This window comes from Erysipelatoclostridium sp. MSK.23.31 (assembly GCF_019125875.1).
In the GTDB taxonomy this organism is placed as follows: domain Bacteria; phylum Bacillota_I; class Bacilli_A; order Erysipelotrichales; family Coprobacillaceae; genus Thomasclavelia; species Thomasclavelia ramosa.
On record NZ_JAHOCB010000005.1, the window covers coordinates 40746 to 58763 of the forward strand.

Here is an 18018-nt window from a genome sequence, read left to right on the forward strand (position 1 = left end):
ATAATAAAACACCTTCATGCACTTTACAAAATATTATTTATAAAACAAAAATAAGAATAAACTAACTAATAGTTTATTCTTACTTAAATTTCTTTATTTAAAAAATTGTGGTAAATACTTCTTGTGTGCTTCTAACATTTCATCGAGTATTTGTCGAGCTGTTATTTCACTTTGAACTAATGGATTAATTGCCATAGCAACTAGGGCATCATCATAATTGCCACTAACTGCCACATTGGTAGTTAAGATTTCAAATGTCTTTAATTGCTGAATTAATCCAACTACTTGAACTGGTAATTCTCCTACTGGGATAGGAACAGGTCCATCTTTAGTTATAATACTACTAACTTCAACGACTACATCATTAGGTAAGTTAGTAATTGCACCATTATTTAGTGTGTCAACTACTTGAATATCTCCTTTATCATTGTATAATGAAGAAATTAAATTGCAAGCTGCATCACTATAATAAGCTCCACCACGTTGTTCTAATTCCTTAGGCTTCACATCCAAATTTTCATCTTTATATTTCTCAAATAGTTCTTTTTCAACCTTCTTCACAACTTGAGCACGACATTGATGTTTAGCTGCATCCTCTTGACAATGTTCCAGCATTTGCTGTTTTTGTAAATAATAGCGTAAATATCCAATCCCTAAATAACCATAGCTATTTAAAAATTCATTGCTCCATGGTAAATCAACAATATTTTTTAAAGATTCTTTATTTCCATCATTTATCATCGTATCAATCAAATTACGATTAGCATTTTTACCGTTTAATTGAATATCTAATGCATAGATCATATGATTAATTCCACCAATTTTAACATCTAAATGGTCTTCTTCTTTAACTTTTAAAATTTTTTCAATGTCTTTGATCATATTTACAGGTCCATTACATAACCCAATAAATTTTTTCCAGCCAGTATGTCTAAACACTGCTTCAGCATTGATTCCAGAAGGATTTGTAAAAGAAATGATCCAAGCATTTGGACACAATTCTTCACAGTCTTTAATAATTTCAAAAATAACCGGAATAGTTCTTAATGCTTTGAACATTCCACCTGGACCATTTGTCTCTTGACCAATCACTCCATATTTTAGGGGAATCAACTCATCTTTTTCTCTAGCATCTAATTGTCCGACTCTAAACTGAGTTGTTACAAAATCAGCATCTTTTAGTGCTTCACGACGATTTAAAGTCAAATGCACTTCCATATCAAGTCCAGCTTTTTTTATCATTCGTTTAGCCAGATTACCAACAATTTCTAATTTTTCTTTTCCCTCTTCAATATCTACTAACCATAATTCTTTAACTGGTAATTCTGCATATCTTTTAATAAATCCTTCTACTAATTCTGGAGTATAACTGCTGCCTCCTCCAATTGTAACGATTTTAACGCCTTTCATAAGTTTCCTCCTTCAAATTGGCTGCTGCACATTGATCTAATACTACAATTACATTATTGTGTGTTTGAATTATAGAGCTAGGAAAGTCTTCACTAACTGGACCATATAACATTCTTTCCACTAATTTAGCTTTTTTATTTCCTTTGGCAATCATAATTAGTTGTCTTGCCTTCATAATCGTTTTGATTCCTTGCGTAACTCCTTGCGTTGGAACATCTTCAATTTTTGTAAAACCATAATCCAATGAACTTTGAATTGACTCGGGGTGTAAATCAACAACATGACTTTCACTATCAAATGAACTACCTGGTTCATTATAAGCAATATGACCATCCATTCCTATTCCCAATATTTGAATATCGATAGGATTATTAATGATCAATTGATCGTATTCTTTACATTCTTTTGTCATATCCTTAGCATTTCCATTTAAAGAATAAATATTTTCTTCTTTAATATTAATTTTACTGAAAAGATAATCTTTCATTGCTCTTGCAAAGCTTTGAGGATGATCTTTTTCAATCCCAACATATTCATCAAGATTAAAGGCTCTAACTTTTGAAAAATCTGTTTTTCCACTTTGGTATGAATCAATTAAATAGTCGTATGCTCCTAATGGTGTAGACCCCGTGGCAAAACCAATCACTGGAGCATCATTATCTTGAATAAATGTACTAATTTGCTGTCCAACATATGTATCAACATCTTGTTCGGTTTTAAATACATAAACTTGCATAAAGTCCTCCTATTCTTGTAGCAATTCTTTTTTCTTAGCATTTTTTAATAAATCACGATCTAACACTTTTACAAATGGGAAATAAATAGCAGTAGCAACAGCAAAATTGACAATTTGAAGAATCAATGCGTTCCATCCCCCTGCTATCCAGCCAGAAATAAATACTGGTGTTGTCCAAGGAATCTCAATCCCCTGTAATAATGGTACAAGACCTAAACTCATTGCCAGATATGTCGTAACACATAAAACTATTGGTACTATTACAAATGGTATCATCATTATAGGGTTTAAGACAATAGGTATCCCAAAAATAACCGGTTCATTAATATTAAATATAGCAGCTGGTCCAGATAACTTAGCAACTGTCTTTAATTCTGGACTCTTTGCCCCAAACCAAATAGAAACAAGCAATGATAATGTTGCTCCCGTTCCTCCTGCAATTAAATATACATCTCTAAATTGTTGACAAATAATATTAATTGGCTCTTTACCAGCTTGGACTAGAGCTAGATTTTCTGCTGATAAACCGCGCCAAATTGGACCCATAATAGCACTAACGACGTTATCACCATGAACTCCGAAGCACCAAAATAAACCAATTAGCCCCTCACTGATCATCTGTGATGGCAATGAATTTCCTAGTGCAGATAACGGCTGTTGTAAACATTGATAAATTAAATCAAATACAGTTGCATATGGTGTATATTCAAAAATAACTTTAATTAAAAATACTACTGTTAAGATAATTGCCGCAGGAATTAATGAAGAAAATGAGCGACTTACAGCCGGCGGAACAGAATCAGGCATTTTAATTACCCATCCTCTTTCTTTGATCCAATGATAACTCTCAACTGTCAAAATAGTACAAATCATTGCAACAAACAAACCTGCAGCTCCAAGATATCCCATAGGAATAACTCCCCCTGAAGTGACTGTTTCACCAGCTTCAGTTGTCAATGTAATTGTAAAATTATTTAACAATAAAAACGTAATAATTGGTAAAATCAATGCACTTGTATCTTTAATATGATGATATTCTAACAATGATTTAGCAATTCCAATAATTACAAGCAGTGCCATAATATTAAAAGTCGGTTCTAACAAATAACCCAACTTAGCAATATTTTCAGCACCAAAAATACTTCCTAAAAAATTATTTAAAGCTTCCGAAGGTAAATTTGATAACAACAAGAATATTGAACCAATGATTAAAAAAGGCATGATGCTCGTGAAGCCCTCACGAATTGCACTTAAATAACGGTTTTGTTCAACCTTCTCAGCAATTGGCATTAGAGTTTTCTCTAACATTTGTGTAAATCTATCCATAATAGTTTCCTCCCTTTCTTTACAATTACATTATATTATTTATAAATGAAAGTTACCTTACACATAATTTCGCTATACTTAGAGCAATTCTATGCAAACTCTGGCTCTAATGCTTGATTTTCATAAATAATTCTTTTGCTTGATTATAAATTTTTTGGCCATCCAACTTCCCATATGCTTTCATATCGATTAGTCCTACTATTTGTGTACGCAGCGTCATCATTCGTTCAATTACAGGCATTCGATAACGGATCTGTGGACTCACCAAAACAACATCATAATCACCTATCACACCTACTAGTTCTTCAAATGATGATGATTCAATATAATCCCCTTCATCAGCATATAAATACATTGTTTGTACTAACAAACTTGTTGACATCCCCTGTCCGCATACAAGCAATACTCGCATATTTTTTTGTTTTTGAAAATTTTCTATACCTAAATATGTTTTTATTTCTTGAACTTGCTCATAAAGACTAATAATTTCTTTTGCCATTTCTAATTGTGTTTGTGCCCCACAAAGATGATCTTGAGCATGAACTAAAAGCATATTTGGATTAAAATGATCTACTTTTGCACTTTTAGCTAACAATTTTGATTGAATTTTATGCGCTAATAATAACTCTTCTTGAGCCTCGTTCATTTTAAAATCTGCTTCTTGAATATCCCCCTGACGAGCATATTCAATTGCTTCCATCGAAGATGATTTAGAATTTCCAGAATGTAAAATTAATTCAAAACTTGTTTCATTCATCTTTTCTCTCCCCCTTATCCAATCAGTTTTCCTAAATTCTTTGTAAAAGTTTGATAATCACCTCTACAAATAACATCTTGAACACTTTGCTGATCCATCATAAATTTTGAAATACACTCAAATAATACTCTTAAATCTTTTTGATTTCCTTTTTCAACACAAATCAAAAAAATCAATTGTGCCTTTTGCTTCGACCATACAATCGGTTTATCTAAAATAGCGGTAATAACAATCGTTTTTTGAGAAATCAAATGATCAGGATGCGGTAAAGCAATCAGCTGTCCATATGCCGTACTGCCTAATTCCTCGCGACGAATACATGATTGAAACAAGTCTTCTTCAAACTCATTATATTTATTTGCAACTTCACACATCAATTGAATAACTTCTTTTTGATTTTTGGCATCAATCATGCCCATAAAATACTCCTCTTTAAAATACTTTAATAATTCACCTGCTTCACTTTGACCTTGTAAAGAATTTTTTATTCTTTGAATATCTTTTTGATCAATAAAAAAATTTATTCTTAAAGCTCGTTTAGGAATCAGTGGATGATTCAAAAATGTTGCAAAAATACAGTCATAATCATCTAAATTATATTGTGGTATCTCTAACGCATTGATAATCTCTAAATCACTGATCATTTCATTAAACTCTTTTAAAAAAGTATGTTGAATCATTAAATAATCGCCTCTACGAGCATTACAAATTATTAAGACTTTTTTAGGATTAATTTTATTTTCTTTTTTTGAAAGCGATAAAGAAAAATGCACTGCTAAATAACCTACCTCATCACTGCTTAGTTGATAATGTTTTTGTTCACTGATATACGATGCCGCAATAACTGCCACATCATACGCTAAAGGATAATTCGCCTGAATATCTTGAATCATTGTATTTTGTAATTGCATTTGGCTTTCTAGCCGAACTAATAAGGGCACCAGATGTAAAGCCAATGAAATCTTCAATTCAACATCACCATAAAAATCAATATCAGTTTTAATCTTAATTTCCTCCAACATGCCATTAACAAAATAATCGATTTCTTTGCTGATTAAATCATTTTCTTCATAACTACGCTTTCCAAGTAGATGAATTGCTAAAAAAGATATTTCATTTTCAGTAACAATAAAATGATATATTGAAGCTAATTCATCCAAAATTTTTTTGGCAATTACATGCTCATGCCCATATTGCCTTGCCATTTGTGGATTATCAATGTATATTCCATGCTGCATTCGTTGAATTGAAACACATATGTGTAAAACCAAGTTTTGTAAGACCACATCGCTAATCCGATATTTTGCTTTCATCAGACTATCAACAACTATATCACTTATAGTAGCTAGCCATTCCTTTTTAATTGTTGAATGTCCTAATTGCAATTCTAATTGCTCTTTAATAATACAATCTCTTTTATCCTTCTCTAAGCCAACAACAATCATGCCATAATTAGGCTTATGTTCTATTTTTAATTGATATTTTTCGAGAACTCTCTTGACTATCTTTAAATCACTTGAAACACTGGATCGTGAAACATACATTTGACTAGCCAAATCATCCGCTTTAACAAAATGATTATCAGATAATAATGTACTTAAAATATATGTAATTCGATAACCCTGATTATTAAAATCTTTTTTATCATCACTTTCTAATAATAACTGTTTAAAATCATTATATTCTTGTTGATCATGGATAATCAGATTATATCCTTTGCTTGTCATTGAAATAATTTCTAGTTGATATTTTTCTAAAATTATTTTCATCTCTTTTACTGTATTTTGTAATGTTTTCAAACTACAATTTACTTTATTAGCTAATTCAATCCCTTTAATAAAACTATTTTTATTCTCATCTAAGCATAAAAATATTTGTTTCTGTCGTTCATTTAGCATCATAATCTCTCCTTATCCATAATAAATATACTCTATTAATAATTATTTGTCCTTGCAGTCTTTTCGCCAAGCTTAGAGTAATTTTCTGTAAGGATATTTTAAAAGAATTGTCTATACTAAAATTATAAGAAGATTCTTAAGGAGCGTCAATCATGAAAAGAATATTTAACCATTCATCAGTACATAATCACCAAGCACCATTTGTTAAACGACTAATTGCATATTTTATTGACTGGTATATCATCAGTGTCATGACAATTTTACCTATAAACTTGATTTATAGCATTATCTATCATCAAAAGAATTTTACTAGTTCAATTGTCAATCTTCCTCTAATTCCCGCAATTAGTGCATTTTTAATAGGCTTACTGCTCTCTTTACTATATTTAGTTTATTTTCCTTACAAATATAATGGTCAAACAATTGGTAAAAAAATCTTTGGTTTAAAAATTGTTAAGAATAATGAAATTAATATTGATTTAAAAACTTTATTAATTAGAAATGGAGTTGGATTAATTTTAATTGAAGGTACATTTTATAGCTGCTCAATCTATTTTTGGGAACTGATAAACATTATCTTTGAAGCATCAATAGCTTCATTTGCATTATCAATTTTAGGAATAGTATCGTTTATTTCAATGTTTATGAGCCTCCTTAATTCTAATCATCGTATGTTGCATGATTATCTTTCAAAAACTAGTGTGGTCACGGTTCATAAATAACAAAAATGGTAGCAAGTTTATTTACAAACTTGCTACCATTTCTTATTTTGAAAATGATTAAAAATCAAATTCATCCGCCCATGCAAAATAAGCCGATTCTTCAAGATTTGGTGTATATGGATTGATATCAATATAAGGGATACTAACTATCTCTGTTTGATAATCGATTACGATGACTTCTACAACACTTAAAGCAATTGGATCTTGAAATCTTATACTGAGCATTTTTTGTAACCAATTTACTAATGATAAATAAGTATCAGCAATATTAGAAAAATCTCCATATATCATCATACAAGCCATTATTTCAACAGCTGAGGTGTATCGAAATTTAAAAAGCTTCTCGATAGTGACAGCTTTTCTAATTGATACTCACAATTCTACATCAACATCATATTCACGGTAATCTTCATCATAATAAATTGAAAAATATTTGCTGAAACATCTCTTCTATGCTCAGCAGTAAAGTTTAATAATTCTTCCTACAACTTACTTTCAGCATAATAATCAGAAATTATTTTTCTTAATGAAAGTACAAAATAACTTGGAGTTTATTTTATTAGAACATTATAATTCATCCCATTTTTATTACCTAATAATTCTTTTTTTGCTAATTCGATTTTTTAATTTTACTTGTTCCTCCAATATATTTTTGCTCCAGTTATTCAATAATAAACTGATTTCCTTGGTTATTTAAAACAAGTGCTATCTCTGTTAATTAAATCCACTACCTTACAAATATATAATTTTATTTAAGCGAAGAATTTGTTCACTTGAATACATGGCGCGATATCCAGTTGTTTAATCAACTGCAGCCAGTTTTAAAAGTCCCATTTCATCATAATATCTTAACATTCTAACAGTAGCCTATGTTAATTTAGAAAACGCTCCAATTTTAAACATGATTTCATCCATCTTTACAATATTTCCTTCTGTGTATTTATCAATAAAATCAAAATATTCTATTTCATGATCAGCATAATACTGTTCATCAATTTGATCTAATTGATTACTGATTTCTTGATTTGAGTACATCTCGATTCGTTTATTTGGGTAGATATTAATTGCAGCTTGTAAATAATCTTTACTTATCGTTAGTTCCAAATCTCTAAAAGCTTCAAGCGTAAAATCAGAATGATGATAATAATTTGAAATAAACTGCTCAACTCCCCCCACATTCAACTTCCATATGAAAATTATAGAGAAACCAAAAATTTTGCTCTACCAGAGTACAATCATTAAACCGTTCACCATAATTAGATTTTTCGTCAATTAATGTAAAGAGATTAAATAATCTTTCTTCCCTCTCTTGAACTATAATTTCTGTGATTGACAAATCAGGATTATAACCATTAAGTAGATAATTAAATAATTCTCCATCTTCATCAGATAATCAAGGCTTATTTAATAAAAAATAACCAATCCCTAATAGACATATGACTATTCCCATAATAATTGTTTTCTTCTGCATTATTTCTTCCCTTCCAGCCTTTATATCACTATTCTATTCATAGTCTCATCAAGAAACAAAAAATGACCTCTGCCTTGACACAAATGGAGTTCTACAAATGAAAACTGTGATAAGATTTGCGCAGTTTTTCGAATATTTTTAAAACTGGCTTGACTATAAATTATATTAACCGGGCAGTTGATTTGTTGACATCGCTTAATATGATTTTGTTTTTCATACTCATTCATAAGCTTTAAATAAAATGAATTAACAGTACGATTCCATTCCCTTGACGATATTCTTATTCGTTCTGATGAACTAATGTTTTTGAATTTCGTACAACATTCTAATATTTTAAATAACTTAATCTGCTTTTGAAATATTCGATAGCCGCTGCAGTATCCTGGCAACAGTGTCAACCATAACCATTTCGGTAAATAAATCATTGTTTCTATCAAAATTAAACGCTCAATAAAATATGGATTACGAATCGCAAAATCAAGTGCAAATACACCCCCTAAACAATATCCAACAATAGTACAAGATTTGATATTTTCGCACTTCACTAATTTTAATACCAGCTGATTAAATACTACCATATTAAAATTCTTTGTTTCTATCGAAGAATCCCCATATCCGCATAAATCAACTAAAACCAAAGAATAATTTTTTAATAAATGTTGCAGTTGATCTGTTTTATACATTTCTCTAGTCATATTCATTCCATGAAAACAAATACAGACTGGTTTATTTAAATTTTCAATTTCATAGCAAAGAATATTTCCTAAATAAGTCACTTGCTTTCTCATTTTTTATAACCTCGCATTAGTTTATAAAATCGAGGTAATTGTTTACAAATATCACAATTTTTAGCAATACATTGACAATGCGGGCCATTTATTGCTTTTGACATTTTTACCCAAATATATTGAATATTTTCATTCAACACATTTCCAAATGTCGGCTCAATAAAGTCACAGGGACCAAAATTACCATGTCCATCAATATATGAATGCTGTACTCCAGCTCCACAGCCAAATTGTTCTGCACTTTCAAAATATGGAAAGACACTGGCTTTAGGATATCGAGAATCTCTATTTAATGTAATATGCAATTGCTTTAATTGTTTTTTTTCGTTATCAGTTAGAACTTCTTCCAATTTGTTTTTTAAAGCACCACAAGGTAAGGGCTCCATGATTCGCATTTCATCTATTTCTAATTTTTTTAAATACAGTGCCAGCTTTAAAATTCCTCCATTAATCAGTAATTCTCGTGTACATACCGTTTGACTCATTGTATAAAGCCCTGCCTTTTTAGCATTTTTAATAGCTTCAACAGCATAATCGTAAGCATGATCATTATGGCGCATTCCATTATGTCTTTGGGCATCTAAAGAATCGAGACTTATTGCAATACCAAATAACCCCGCTTCTTTTAAAGCCAGAGCACGTTGATAAGTTAATTTATATCCGGTTGTAAAAATATAACTAACACTACGTTCATCAATACTTGCAATAAGCTCCTCTAAATCTTCACGCAATAAAGGTTCACCACCTGTAAAACCAATAATTGCTACACCTAATCTTTGTAATTGGGCAATGATTTTTTTTAATTCTAAAGTCGAAAATTGACTATTTGATGTGGCATCTTTCATAAACTTAGATGCACTGCAATGCCAGCAATGGTACATACATTTATCTGTAACAGCAATATATGTAGAAATCGGAGCCAGCCGAATCCCTTCAGTGTGATTAACAAAAAAATTTTTTCCTTTACCAGGAACCATCTTAACTACTGTCCTAAAAGCTTCAGTATTAATCGGTGGAATAAATGAATTCACTAAATAATAACCATCATGCCGGACTAAATGATCATTTATAATTATATTTAATCCACATTTTACCATATTTCTAACCTTATAATCTTCATGCTTGCGAAATTGGCAATGCAAATTTAAAAATGTTTTAATAATGTGGGGATTGATACACATTTTAATAATCATCCGTTTGTTCACTCAGGTCACCCCTTCTTAAATATTCCCATCACGAAATGATGAGTAATGCATGGTTTAGTAAAAAACTTCTGCAGCTGCTCAACAAGAGTATTAAAAATTTTTTCATTTTTCAAATCCAACATTGCATCATAACCAGCCAAAGCACCTGTTGAGGTAACAAATTTTGCGGCCCGATTCCAATCTGTGAAATAAAATTCTTGTTTTTTTGAAGTTACTCGACAATTCTTTAATCCTGCTTTTTTAGCCCAACGTTCCAATTGCTGCGCATTGTTTGGCATTGGTAAATCAAACATTAATTTATTAATTGAGCCTACATATTCAATTAATAATTTTGGATAAATTTTTCGAATTTGTGGCAATGTTTGCTGATCATTTACTAAGATATACAAATATCCCCCATTTTTTAATAACCGCTGACATTGATTTAATACTTTTTGTGGTTGTTCGTACATCAATGCCCAAGTACATACGATTGCATCATAGCAACAACTTTCTTGTACCGTTAAAAATTCAAGCATTCCTTTACACACTTTATTAATGCTTGAATTCTGACATTGTTTTAACATTTGCTTTGAAATATCCACAAGATCAATTGAATAATCATTATATTCTTGGATAAAATTTGAATTATAACCAGTTCCTCCAGCCAAGTCTAGAATACGGCCTTTAGAAATATGTTTGATTAGATGATTTAAAAGAATATCATTATATGTATGCATTATTTTTAAATATTCTTGCTGATAAGTTTTACTAACCAGATCATAAGAATTGCCAATATCACTTCTAGTCACAATTTTTCTTGTTATAAATAAATATCCTACCTTTATTCCTAAATGGAATAAACTAATTATTTTTCTTTTTTTAACATGCATATATAGTCCCACTTTCCTTGATGTAGAAATACTATATCCAGCTTATTTTGAAGCGAAAAATCAACCAACTGTTCAGGTTTGACTGGTTTTATTTTTTCAAAACAACAACGTTCAAAAAGAAAAAGTAATTTTATTCTAAATGCTCTTTGATTAAAATCATGAATCAAAATAAAACCGTTATTATTTAGATAATTTAGCATCAATTTAAGACATTTTTCTTGATTCATTAAATGATGTAAACAATCTCGACAAATGATAACATCGACTTTATTTATTGGAAGACCTTTTTGTATCGATGCATGAATTAATTTTACATTAGTGTTTTTCTTTTTAGCTTCTTTAAGCATTGATAAACTAGAATCCACAATTGTGACTTGATGACCAGCAGCTTGTAAATCAGCGGCTAGTGTTCCACTTCCTCCGCCAACATCCAAAATATGATATTGCCCCTTCGATAATTTGTGTTCAATAACACTTGTATCATCTAAATGAAACAAGCGCATAAAATGATCATATATCTTTGCATAACTATCAAATAAATAGCTCATAATTATCACCCTTTATTTCATTATATTATATATAATTAGTTATAGCTAATAAAAAAGATACCTAGTAAAGTGAACAAGTATTTTATCCAATTATCAGATCATGGTAACAGAGCAGCTTTCAAAGCATAATTAAACTTCTTCCAATATAAACTGCTAATTTGGAGATTTTCTCTTTGAGCATTAGTTAATTTCATCAATAACTAAAAATCTCTCTAAAACTTTTATTTTATATGCGGTAACCCATCTTTATTTCTTTCTATAGCTTAAATTATTTAGATTATCACCATTATTTTAAAATAAAATTAATATAAAAATGGACTATTAAAAATCCATTTTCTACAATTTATGAAAAATTGGTTTCATTTGTTTAAAAGTACAAAATTCTTTAAAGCCAATCTTTTTTAAATCCTTTTTCATCGTTTCAATATGAGCACCTAGATGAACTTTTTCGTGACTATCACTACCTATTGTAATAATTCTTCCCCCAAGATCGTAATATAGCTGAAAAATATCACGTGATGGCATTAAATCATCAAGACCATATCTAACTGAAGATGTATTTAATTCAATTCCCTTTCCATCTTCAATAATATATTTAAGTATCCTAGTGATTATCTCCTTGTGTTCATTGAAGGCATCATAACCATCTTTATCATCATAACGTTTAATTAAATCCATATGTCCCAAAACACTGTAATCATGATAGTTTCTTACAACATCATACATTTCTTGGTAGTATCTTTGATAATATTCAGCCTCACTTAGTCCAGCTTGAAAATCATTAGTCCAAAACTCTTTATTTTCAACTTGATGAATTGAAAGAATAATAAAATCAAATGAATATTTATTAAAAAGTTTTTGAAATTTATCAATAGTATGCATTTGTATTCCAAATTCCATTCCTTTTTTTATCGTAATTTGGTTACAATATTTCTCTGTTAAAGAATCAATTTTTTGAAAATACTGTGGATAATTGACATTGGCAATAGTCTTTTCATTCTCTTTAATTATTAAATTTGGATCATCCCAATCTAATTTGATTCCATAATCAACATGATCTGTAAAACATATTTCTTTAATACCTAAAACGATCGCATCCCTAATAACATCCTCCATTAGATAGCAAGAATCATCGCTATACTCTGTATGTACATGATAATCACAAAACATTTTCAAGCTCCCTTCTATTAATGACTAAATTATAACAGTTATCCTATCTTTTTTGTTACTATACCAAATTTTGAAAAATTTTTTTCTATTCTTCTAACTACTTTAATCAAAAAGCTGCAAAAATATTCCATAATGTTTAAAGAGTCTATAATCTGTTCCCATTTTTTGTATAATAAGCACAATGATAGATAAAGGAGTGAGATAATATGAATAACTTTTTAAAACAAGTAAACTATTTGGTTATGTATCAGTGGGCAAAAGATAAATTTCCAAATGAATATTATGAAAACAATGAAAGATTTTAGATGTATTGATAATACTTGAAAAAAGTTTTAATTTATTGCAGCTAGGGATTTACTTCTTCTTTTTTGCTTACAACATACAAAAATTCCTTGATTTAAATCAAGGAAAACTAAAAATAGAATCTGTTGATATTAACACTCTAAATAAAAATATTAATAACAAAGATGATTTGATTCTTTTATTACCACTTATCAATCGCTGTAAAGCCAACTTAAAAATAAATTTATTACTAACATAATTTCCATTCTAAACAGTGAGCATACTTGCAATAAATATCCCAACGTTTTATCTATCATTAATAAAGATACTTAAGATGAAAATATTGTTGGTTAGCAATACAGGAATGACAGTTAACCTACTTGCTGTGCAAATGAAAAAATATCCACTTCATAATGAAGTGGATATTTTTAATTATATTTGTGTCTAATTACTTCTTCCAACTTAAATACTCCATCATTAAATTGATAAACAAAAATACAGCAATTTCCAAACCCTTTATTTAATTCTTCAGTTGGATCTTGAATTGCTCTTAAAAAGTTAAAGCAAGCTCCACTATGGCTAACAGCTAAAACATTAAAATGATCATCTCGTTCCATAATATTTGTCAATGTCTGCATCATTCGATCTCTAACTGTATTTGAAGACTCTCCACCATATTGTAAATAGAAAGTTTCGCAATCCTTTGGTGTCAAGTGACAATTTAACCTTTCACTCTCACCTTCTAATTGACCATAAAAATTTTCTTTTAACCCTTTTAAACGCGTATACGGCATATCTGTAACTAATTCTAAGGTATCACTACATCTCTCACTAGTAGAACAATAGGCATGATCAAAAGTAATTTGATGATCTTTAAAATATTGTCCGGCTACTTTAGCTTGATACTGCCCCAACTCTGTTAATGGCGAATCACACCAGCCTTGAATTTTATTTTGAAGATTAAATAGTGTTTGTCCATGACGCATTAAATATAATTTTTTCACCATTTTTTCATCCTTTCTAATTATGTCCCATAATTACATGAGGCTGATAGCATTCTTCTAAATATTCTATATCTTCTTGTGTTAGTTTAACTGTTAAAGCACCCGCAAAATCGTCTAAATATTTTTCTTTTGTAATCCCTACAATTGGTGCAGTCACGCCTTTAGCCCATAACCATGCAACAGCAACTTGAGATTTAGTGACTTGATATTTATCTGCAATTTCAGCAACTCTTTCAACAATTTTTCGATCTGTATCTACAGTACTATCATATTTTCGTTTTGCAACCAAATCTTCTTGAGCTCTTTTTGAATCTGAATTCCAATCACGAGTTAATCGTCCTGCCGCTAGTGGACTATAAGGCACCAAAGCTACTTTCATATCTTTGCATAAAGGAATCATTTCTCGCTCTTCTTCACGATATAATAAATTATAATGACCCTGCATTACAGAAAATTTAGTCCATCCATTTTTTTCTGCAAGATACTGTGCTTTTTGAAATTGCCAGGCATACATCGATGAAGCACCTAAATAATGAACCTTTCCTGCTCTAACCAAATCATTTAGAGCACACATCGTTTCTTCAATTGGAGTATTATAATCCCAGCGATGAATATAAAGTAAATCAATATAATCGGTTCCCAATCTTTTTAAACATTGTTCAACTTCATGCAAAATTGCTTTTCGCGATAATCCTTTCCCATTTGGTCCTTCATGCATTTGACCGCTTACTTTTGTAGCGATTACAATTTCTTCCCGTTTAGCATACTCCTGAAGCGCTCGTCCTAAAATTTCTTCACTGGCCCCTAATCCATAAACATTAGCAGTATCAAAAAAATTGATTCCTAAATCTAATGCTTTTTTTATAATCTTACGAGAATCAGTTTCATTCAGTACCCAACTATGGATCCAACGTTGAGGATCCCCGAAACTCATACAACCTAAACATATTTTAGATACTTCTAAACCTGTATTTCCTAATTTTACATATTCCATTGTCTTATCTCCTTTTATAATTTTTCATATTCTTCATCTGTAACTGGTTCACACCACTCATTAGAAGCATCCTTAGCCGGCACTTCAACAGCTAAATGACTAAACCAGCTATCCTTTACTGCTCCATGCCAATGTTTTATCTCAGGTGGAATATTTACAATATCACCTGGTTTTAAACATTGTACTGGTTTTCCCCACTCTTGATAATAACCTTTTCCACCAGTAACGATTAAGATTTGACCACCTTTATGATGAATATGCCAATTATTACGACAACCGGGTTCAAATGTGACATTGACAACACCAACTCCTTCTGTTGTTAGATGTTTCAAATAACTTTGACCAATAAAATATTTTGCATACGCATCATTAGGTTCTCCTAATTCAAATACTGCAGATGGTCCTAAACTTTCTTCACGATTCATTTTACATTCCTCCATTTTTATTTCTTAGTTATTTCATTAATAATTGCAATTGCATTTAATGTTCTTGGAAATCCTATATACGGTTGACATTGAGTGATTGTTTCAATTAAAGTATCACGATTATTTCCAACTGTTAGATTTGCCCCAACATGAGCTCGCAATTGATTCTCACAACCTCCTAAAGTAGCTAACATCACCATTGTAATCAATTCTCTTGTTGGTAAATCCAAACCATTTCTTGTATAAAAATCTCCAAAACAGTATTCAGATAAATAATTTTGAATGTGCTTTAATTCCTTTGGAGCATGGTCGTGACCTGCTTGAATATGCTCTTGTCCAAATGCAGCACTTTGAACTGCAAATCCCTTTTCAAATCTATTATCACCTTGTACCGTTGCTTGTGGTAATAGTGGTAAACTAATATTTTTCTCTTCAAAAACAAGATTAACTATTTCTAATGCTTCTTCTACTTTGCCTAATCCTATATAGGGAGTGCATTGATATACTGCTTCTTTAATTTCTACAGGTGTTACTCCGACACTCAAGCCACTTGTCACATGTTCCTTTAAAGCCTTTAAAGTATGATTGGTAGTATTAACGACAATTAAAATAAGCTCTCTTAATTTAAAATCAAGGTTACCATGGTGATAGACATCCCCATAAAGATAATTAATCATAATTTCCCGAAGTTCTGGATCCTTTACTAAAAAATCCTTTCCATCATTTAAATCACTAAATAACTGTTCTGCTTTCTTATTCATAATCTTTCCTCCTCTATTCTTTTGTTTTGGCAGTTAATGTTAAAGTAATTACACAAACTGCAATCATTGCTAGAGCAATGATAAATGCATATAAATAAGAGCCAAAGAAATCATATATATACCCTACCATAGATAAAGAAATTGCTGCTCCTAAATTAGAAGCAAAAGAAATCTTTGGGAAAACTCTTGCATAATTATCTATTCCAAAGAAGTATTTGGTTAATAAAGGCAATGCCACTGCTCCAATTGAATAACATGAACCAAACAAAAATGCTCCAATAATTAATAGCCACGCTGTTGAACCCCACATTAATAAAATAATTCCTACAGTATTAGCTATGATCATTGTAACAGTTGCTTTAATTGCCCCTAAATGATCACTTAAAACTCCAATAATCAATTTGGAAATAATATTTCCTACCATTCCCGATGACAAAAGCATTGCTCCTAATGCAGCACTATAGCCCAATGATTGACCATATCCAGGTAAATGCTGAGTAACACTAGTAATACAACTACATAATAATCCGAAGACAAAGAAACTAATAAATGCAACTGTTGTAAAGCTAAATGAATTTGACACTTGTGTCACCATATCTTGTGGCTGCTCCACATGTCCATAAGGTAAACAACCATCTTTTTGTGGATCAAGGTGAAATGGATATAAGACAGCGGGCAAACATAATCCTAATATAATTGCAGCTTTGATTAAATAACCAGTTTGCCATCCAAAATTTTCAATAAAGCTTGATAAAATCGGTGAACAAATCGATCCTGCTAAACCACTGAATCCAAAGACAATACTAGTAGCCAAACCATGACTTTTTTCAAACCAATTATTAATAATTATTGTTAAGGGAACAATTGAAAACATACCTGTACTAAGTCCTCTGATAGCTCCCAGCAGATAAAATCCCGGAATTGATTTAGTTACTGCCATCAATCCTGTAGCAACTACTGCTATTACAACACTAATTGTCAGTAATAGTTTGTAAGATACTTTATTCATAATTCTAGGTATGAATAAAGCCCCAATTGCTGTTGTTAATGAAAAGATAGTCATATGCATAGAAAATGTTCCACGCATAATTCCAAGACTAGTTGAAACAGGTGTATAAAAGACACCTGACGAATTAATTGAAACCCCTATTGAAGATGCCGCTAAACCACAACATACAATTAAAACTAACCAATGTTTACTACTTTTGCTCACCATGTTTTATCTTCTCCTTATCTTTTAACTGGTAAATCAAATAATCCAAAGAATCTATATTTTTCTGTTGATTATGAATACTATCTAATAGCTTTTGACGTTCTAACTTCAAAACCTGAATTTGCTGTTTCTTCGTATGTGCCCCTTGTTCATTTAATTCGATATATTTCAAAATAGTTTCATTGCTCAAGCCAATATTTTTCAATGTTAATATTAAACTTAATCTTTCAATATCTTTATCTTCATATTCTCTAATACCATTAACACGGTTAACATCTTCAAATAGACCAACTTTTTCATAGTATCGTAAAGCTGTTATTGAAACATTAAATCTCTTACTTACCTCTTTTATTCTCAAGATGTTTCACCTCCATTACCTTATCTATACACTTATATTTTAAGTTAATTATATTGTTATGTCTAATACCTATATTGT

The 18018-nt window shown here is 30.5% G+C and carries 19 protein-coding genes; 1 reads left to right on the top strand and 18 read right to left on the bottom strand.

Annotated elements, in window-relative coordinates; genetic code table 11:
* Window positions 1-93: 93 nt before the first annotated feature.
* From KSU54_RS03910 to KSU54_RS03930, 5 genes are all read right to left on the bottom strand, one after another.
* Complete coding sequence (locus KSU54_RS03910; RefSeq protein WP_003537516.1) at window positions 94-1410, bottom strand: 6-phospho-beta-glucosidase; 1317 nt, start codon at window positions 1408-1410, stop codon at window positions 94-96.
* On the bottom strand, window positions 1397-2146 hold the full coding sequence (nagB, locus tag KSU54_RS03915; protein WP_003537514.1) for a glucosamine-6-phosphate deaminase: 750 nt from the start codon (window positions 2144-2146) through the stop codon (window positions 1397-1399). Before nagB ends, KSU54_RS03910 begins: the two co-directional genes overlap by 14 nt.
* Window positions 2147-2155: 9 nt before the next feature.
* On the bottom strand, window positions 2156-3472 hold the full coding sequence (locus KSU54_RS03920; RefSeq protein WP_003537512.1) for a PTS sugar transporter subunit IIC: 1317 nt from the start codon (window positions 3470-3472) through the stop codon (window positions 2156-2158).
* A gap of 106 nt (window positions 3473-3578) precedes the next feature.
* Window positions 3579-4229, bottom strand: a complete 651-nt coding sequence (locus KSU54_RS03925; protein WP_003537510.1) for a PTS lactose/cellobiose transporter subunit IIA — start codon at window positions 4227-4229, stop codon at window positions 3579-3581.
* A 14-nt stretch (window positions 4230-4243) separates the two neighbouring features.
* Window positions 4244-6127: a BglG family transcription antiterminator gene (locus tag KSU54_RS03930; protein ID WP_224209005.1), complete on the bottom strand. Its 1884-nt coding sequence runs from the start codon at window positions 6125-6127 to the stop codon at window positions 4244-4246.
* Window positions 6128-6279: 152 nt separating this feature from the next.
* On the opposite strand from KSU54_RS03930, the gene KSU54_RS03935 reads away from it, so the two are divergent.
* Window positions 6280-6849, top strand: a complete 570-nt coding sequence (locus KSU54_RS03935; RefSeq protein ID WP_003537507.1) for an RDD family protein — start codon at window positions 6280-6282, stop codon at window positions 6847-6849.
* Window positions 6850-6906: 57 nt separating this feature from the next.
* Here the strand turns inward: KSU54_RS03935 and KSU54_RS03940 are convergent, their stop codons facing one another.
* The 13 genes from KSU54_RS03940 to KSU54_RS04000 all read right to left on the bottom strand — a co-directional run bounded on the left by KSU54_RS03940 (window position 6907) and on the right by KSU54_RS04000 (window position 17940).
* On the bottom strand, window positions 6907-7152 hold the full coding sequence (locus KSU54_RS03940) for a hypothetical protein (protein WP_117791899.1): 246 nt from the start codon (window positions 7150-7152) through the stop codon (window positions 6907-6909).
* Between the two features lie 564 nt (window positions 7153-7716).
* Complete coding sequence (locus KSU54_RS03945) at window positions 7717-8064, bottom strand: DMP19 family protein (RefSeq protein WP_418361533.1); 348 nt, start codon at window positions 8062-8064, stop codon at window positions 7717-7719.
* A gap of 276 nt (window positions 8065-8340) precedes the next feature.
* Window positions 8341-9108 carry an alpha/beta fold hydrolase gene (locus KSU54_RS03950; RefSeq protein WP_003537503.1) on the bottom strand — a complete coding sequence of 256 codons (768 nt, stop codon included), beginning with the start codon at window positions 9106-9108 and terminating at the stop codon, window positions 8341-8343.
* On the bottom strand, window positions 9105-10313 hold the full coding sequence (locus KSU54_RS03955; RefSeq protein ID WP_117791900.1) for a radical SAM/SPASM domain-containing protein: 1209 nt from the start codon (window positions 10311-10313) through the stop codon (window positions 9105-9107). The genes KSU54_RS03950 and KSU54_RS03955 overlap by 4 nt, the downstream gene beginning before the upstream one ends.
* 5 nt (window positions 10314-10318) lie before the next feature.
* The gene (locus KSU54_RS03960) at window positions 10319-11185 is read right to left on the bottom strand and encodes a class I SAM-dependent methyltransferase (RefSeq protein ID WP_003537501.1); all 867 of its coding nucleotides are present in this window, start codon (window positions 11183-11185) and stop codon (window positions 10319-10321) included.
* Window positions 11161-11733, bottom strand: coding sequence for a class I SAM-dependent methyltransferase (locus tag KSU54_RS03965; protein ID WP_117791901.1), 573 nt, complete (start codon window positions 11731-11733; stop codon window positions 11161-11163). Before KSU54_RS03965 ends, KSU54_RS03960 begins: the two co-directional genes overlap by 25 nt.
* Window positions 11734-12069: 336 nt before the next feature.
* Window positions 12070-12903: a histidinol-phosphatase HisJ family protein gene (locus KSU54_RS03970; RefSeq protein WP_009300194.1), complete on the bottom strand. Its 834-nt coding sequence runs from the start codon at window positions 12901-12903 to the stop codon at window positions 12070-12072.
* 710 nt (window positions 12904-13613) lie between these two features.
* The gene (locus KSU54_RS03975; RefSeq protein ID WP_003537497.1) at window positions 13614-14192 is read right to left on the bottom strand and encodes a histidine phosphatase family protein; all 579 of its coding nucleotides are present in this window, start codon (window positions 14190-14192) and stop codon (window positions 13614-13616) included.
* A 13-nt stretch (window positions 14193-14205) separates the two neighbouring features.
* Entirely contained in the window at window positions 14206-15183 is a 978-nt protein-coding gene (locus KSU54_RS03980) for an aldo/keto reductase (RefSeq protein ID WP_003537496.1), read from the bottom strand.
* Between the two features lie 14 nt (window positions 15184-15197).
* Window positions 15198-15608 carry a cupin domain-containing protein gene (locus tag KSU54_RS03985; protein ID WP_008791533.1) on the bottom strand — a complete coding sequence of 137 codons (411 nt, stop codon included), beginning with the start codon at window positions 15606-15608 and terminating at the stop codon, window positions 15198-15200.
* Window positions 15609-15625: 17 nt separating this feature from the next.
* Window positions 15626-16369, bottom strand: coding sequence for a carboxymuconolactone decarboxylase family protein (locus KSU54_RS03990; protein WP_003537493.1), 744 nt, complete (start codon window positions 16367-16369; stop codon window positions 15626-15628).
* Between the two features lie 13 nt (window positions 16370-16382).
* Window positions 16383-17585, bottom strand: a complete 1203-nt coding sequence (locus KSU54_RS03995; protein ID WP_003537490.1) for an MFS transporter — start codon at window positions 17583-17585, stop codon at window positions 16383-16385.
* Window positions 17569-17940, bottom strand: coding sequence for a MerR family transcriptional regulator (locus tag KSU54_RS04000; RefSeq protein WP_003537488.1), 372 nt, complete (start codon window positions 17938-17940; stop codon window positions 17569-17571). Before KSU54_RS04000 ends, KSU54_RS03995 begins: the two co-directional genes overlap by 17 nt.
* Window positions 17941-18018 lie beyond the last annotated feature (78 nt).

Bases quoted from the DNA above. Each gene is read 5' to 3' on its own strand.
- KSU54_RS03970 (WP_009300194.1), bottom strand. From the start codon at position 12,903: ATGTTTTGTGATTATCATGTACATACAGAGTATAGCGATGATTCTTGC.
- KSU54_RS03920 (WP_003537512.1), bottom strand. From the start codon at position 3,472: ATGGATAGATTTACACAAATGTTAGAGAAAACTCTAATGCCAATTGCT.
- KSU54_RS03950 (WP_003537503.1), bottom strand. From the start codon at position 9,108: ATGAGAAAGCAAGTGACTTATTTAGGAAATATTCTTTGCTATGAAATT.
- KSU54_RS03960 (WP_003537501.1), bottom strand. From the start codon at position 11,185: ATGCATGTTAAAAAAAGAAAAATAATTAGTTTATTCCATTTAGGAATA.
- KSU54_RS03930 (WP_224209005.1), bottom strand. From the start codon at position 6,127: ATGCTAAATGAACGACAGAAACAAATATTTTTATGCTTAGATGAGAAT.
- KSU54_RS03985 (WP_008791533.1), bottom strand. From the start codon at position 15,608: ATGAATCGTGAAGAAAGTTTAGGACCATCTGCAGTATTTGAATTAGGA.
- KSU54_RS03965 (WP_117791901.1), bottom strand. From the start codon at position 11,733: ATGAGCTATTTATTTGATAGTTATGCAAAGATATATGATCATTTTATG.
- KSU54_RS03990 (WP_003537493.1), bottom strand. From the start codon at position 16,369: ATGAATAAGAAAGCAGAACAGTTATTTAGTGATTTAAATGATGGAAAG.
- KSU54_RS03940 (WP_117791899.1), bottom strand. From the start codon at position 7,152: ATGGCTTGTATGATGATATATGGAGATTTTTCTAATATTGCTGATACT.
- KSU54_RS03995 (WP_003537490.1), bottom strand. From the start codon at position 17,585: ATGGTGAGCAAAAGTAGTAAACATTGGTTAGTTTTAATTGTATGTTGT.
- KSU54_RS03935 (WP_003537507.1), top strand. From the start codon at position 6,280: ATGAAAAGAATATTTAACCATTCATCAGTACATAATCACCAAGCACCA.
- nagB (WP_003537514.1), bottom strand. From the start codon at position 2,146: ATGCAAGTTTATGTATTTAAAACCGAACAAGATGTTGATACATATGTT.
- KSU54_RS03975 (WP_003537497.1), bottom strand. From the start codon at position 14,192: ATGGTGAAAAAATTATATTTAATGCGTCATGGACAAACACTATTTAAT.
- KSU54_RS03980 (WP_003537496.1), bottom strand. From the start codon at position 15,183: ATGGAATATGTAAAATTAGGAAATACAGGTTTAGAAGTATCTAAAATA.
- KSU54_RS03925 (WP_003537510.1), bottom strand. From the start codon at position 4,229: ATGAATGAAACAAGTTTTGAATTAATTTTACATTCTGGAAATTCTAAA.
- KSU54_RS03910 (WP_003537516.1), bottom strand. From the start codon at position 1,410: ATGAAAGGCGTTAAAATCGTTACAATTGGAGGAGGCAGCAGTTATACT.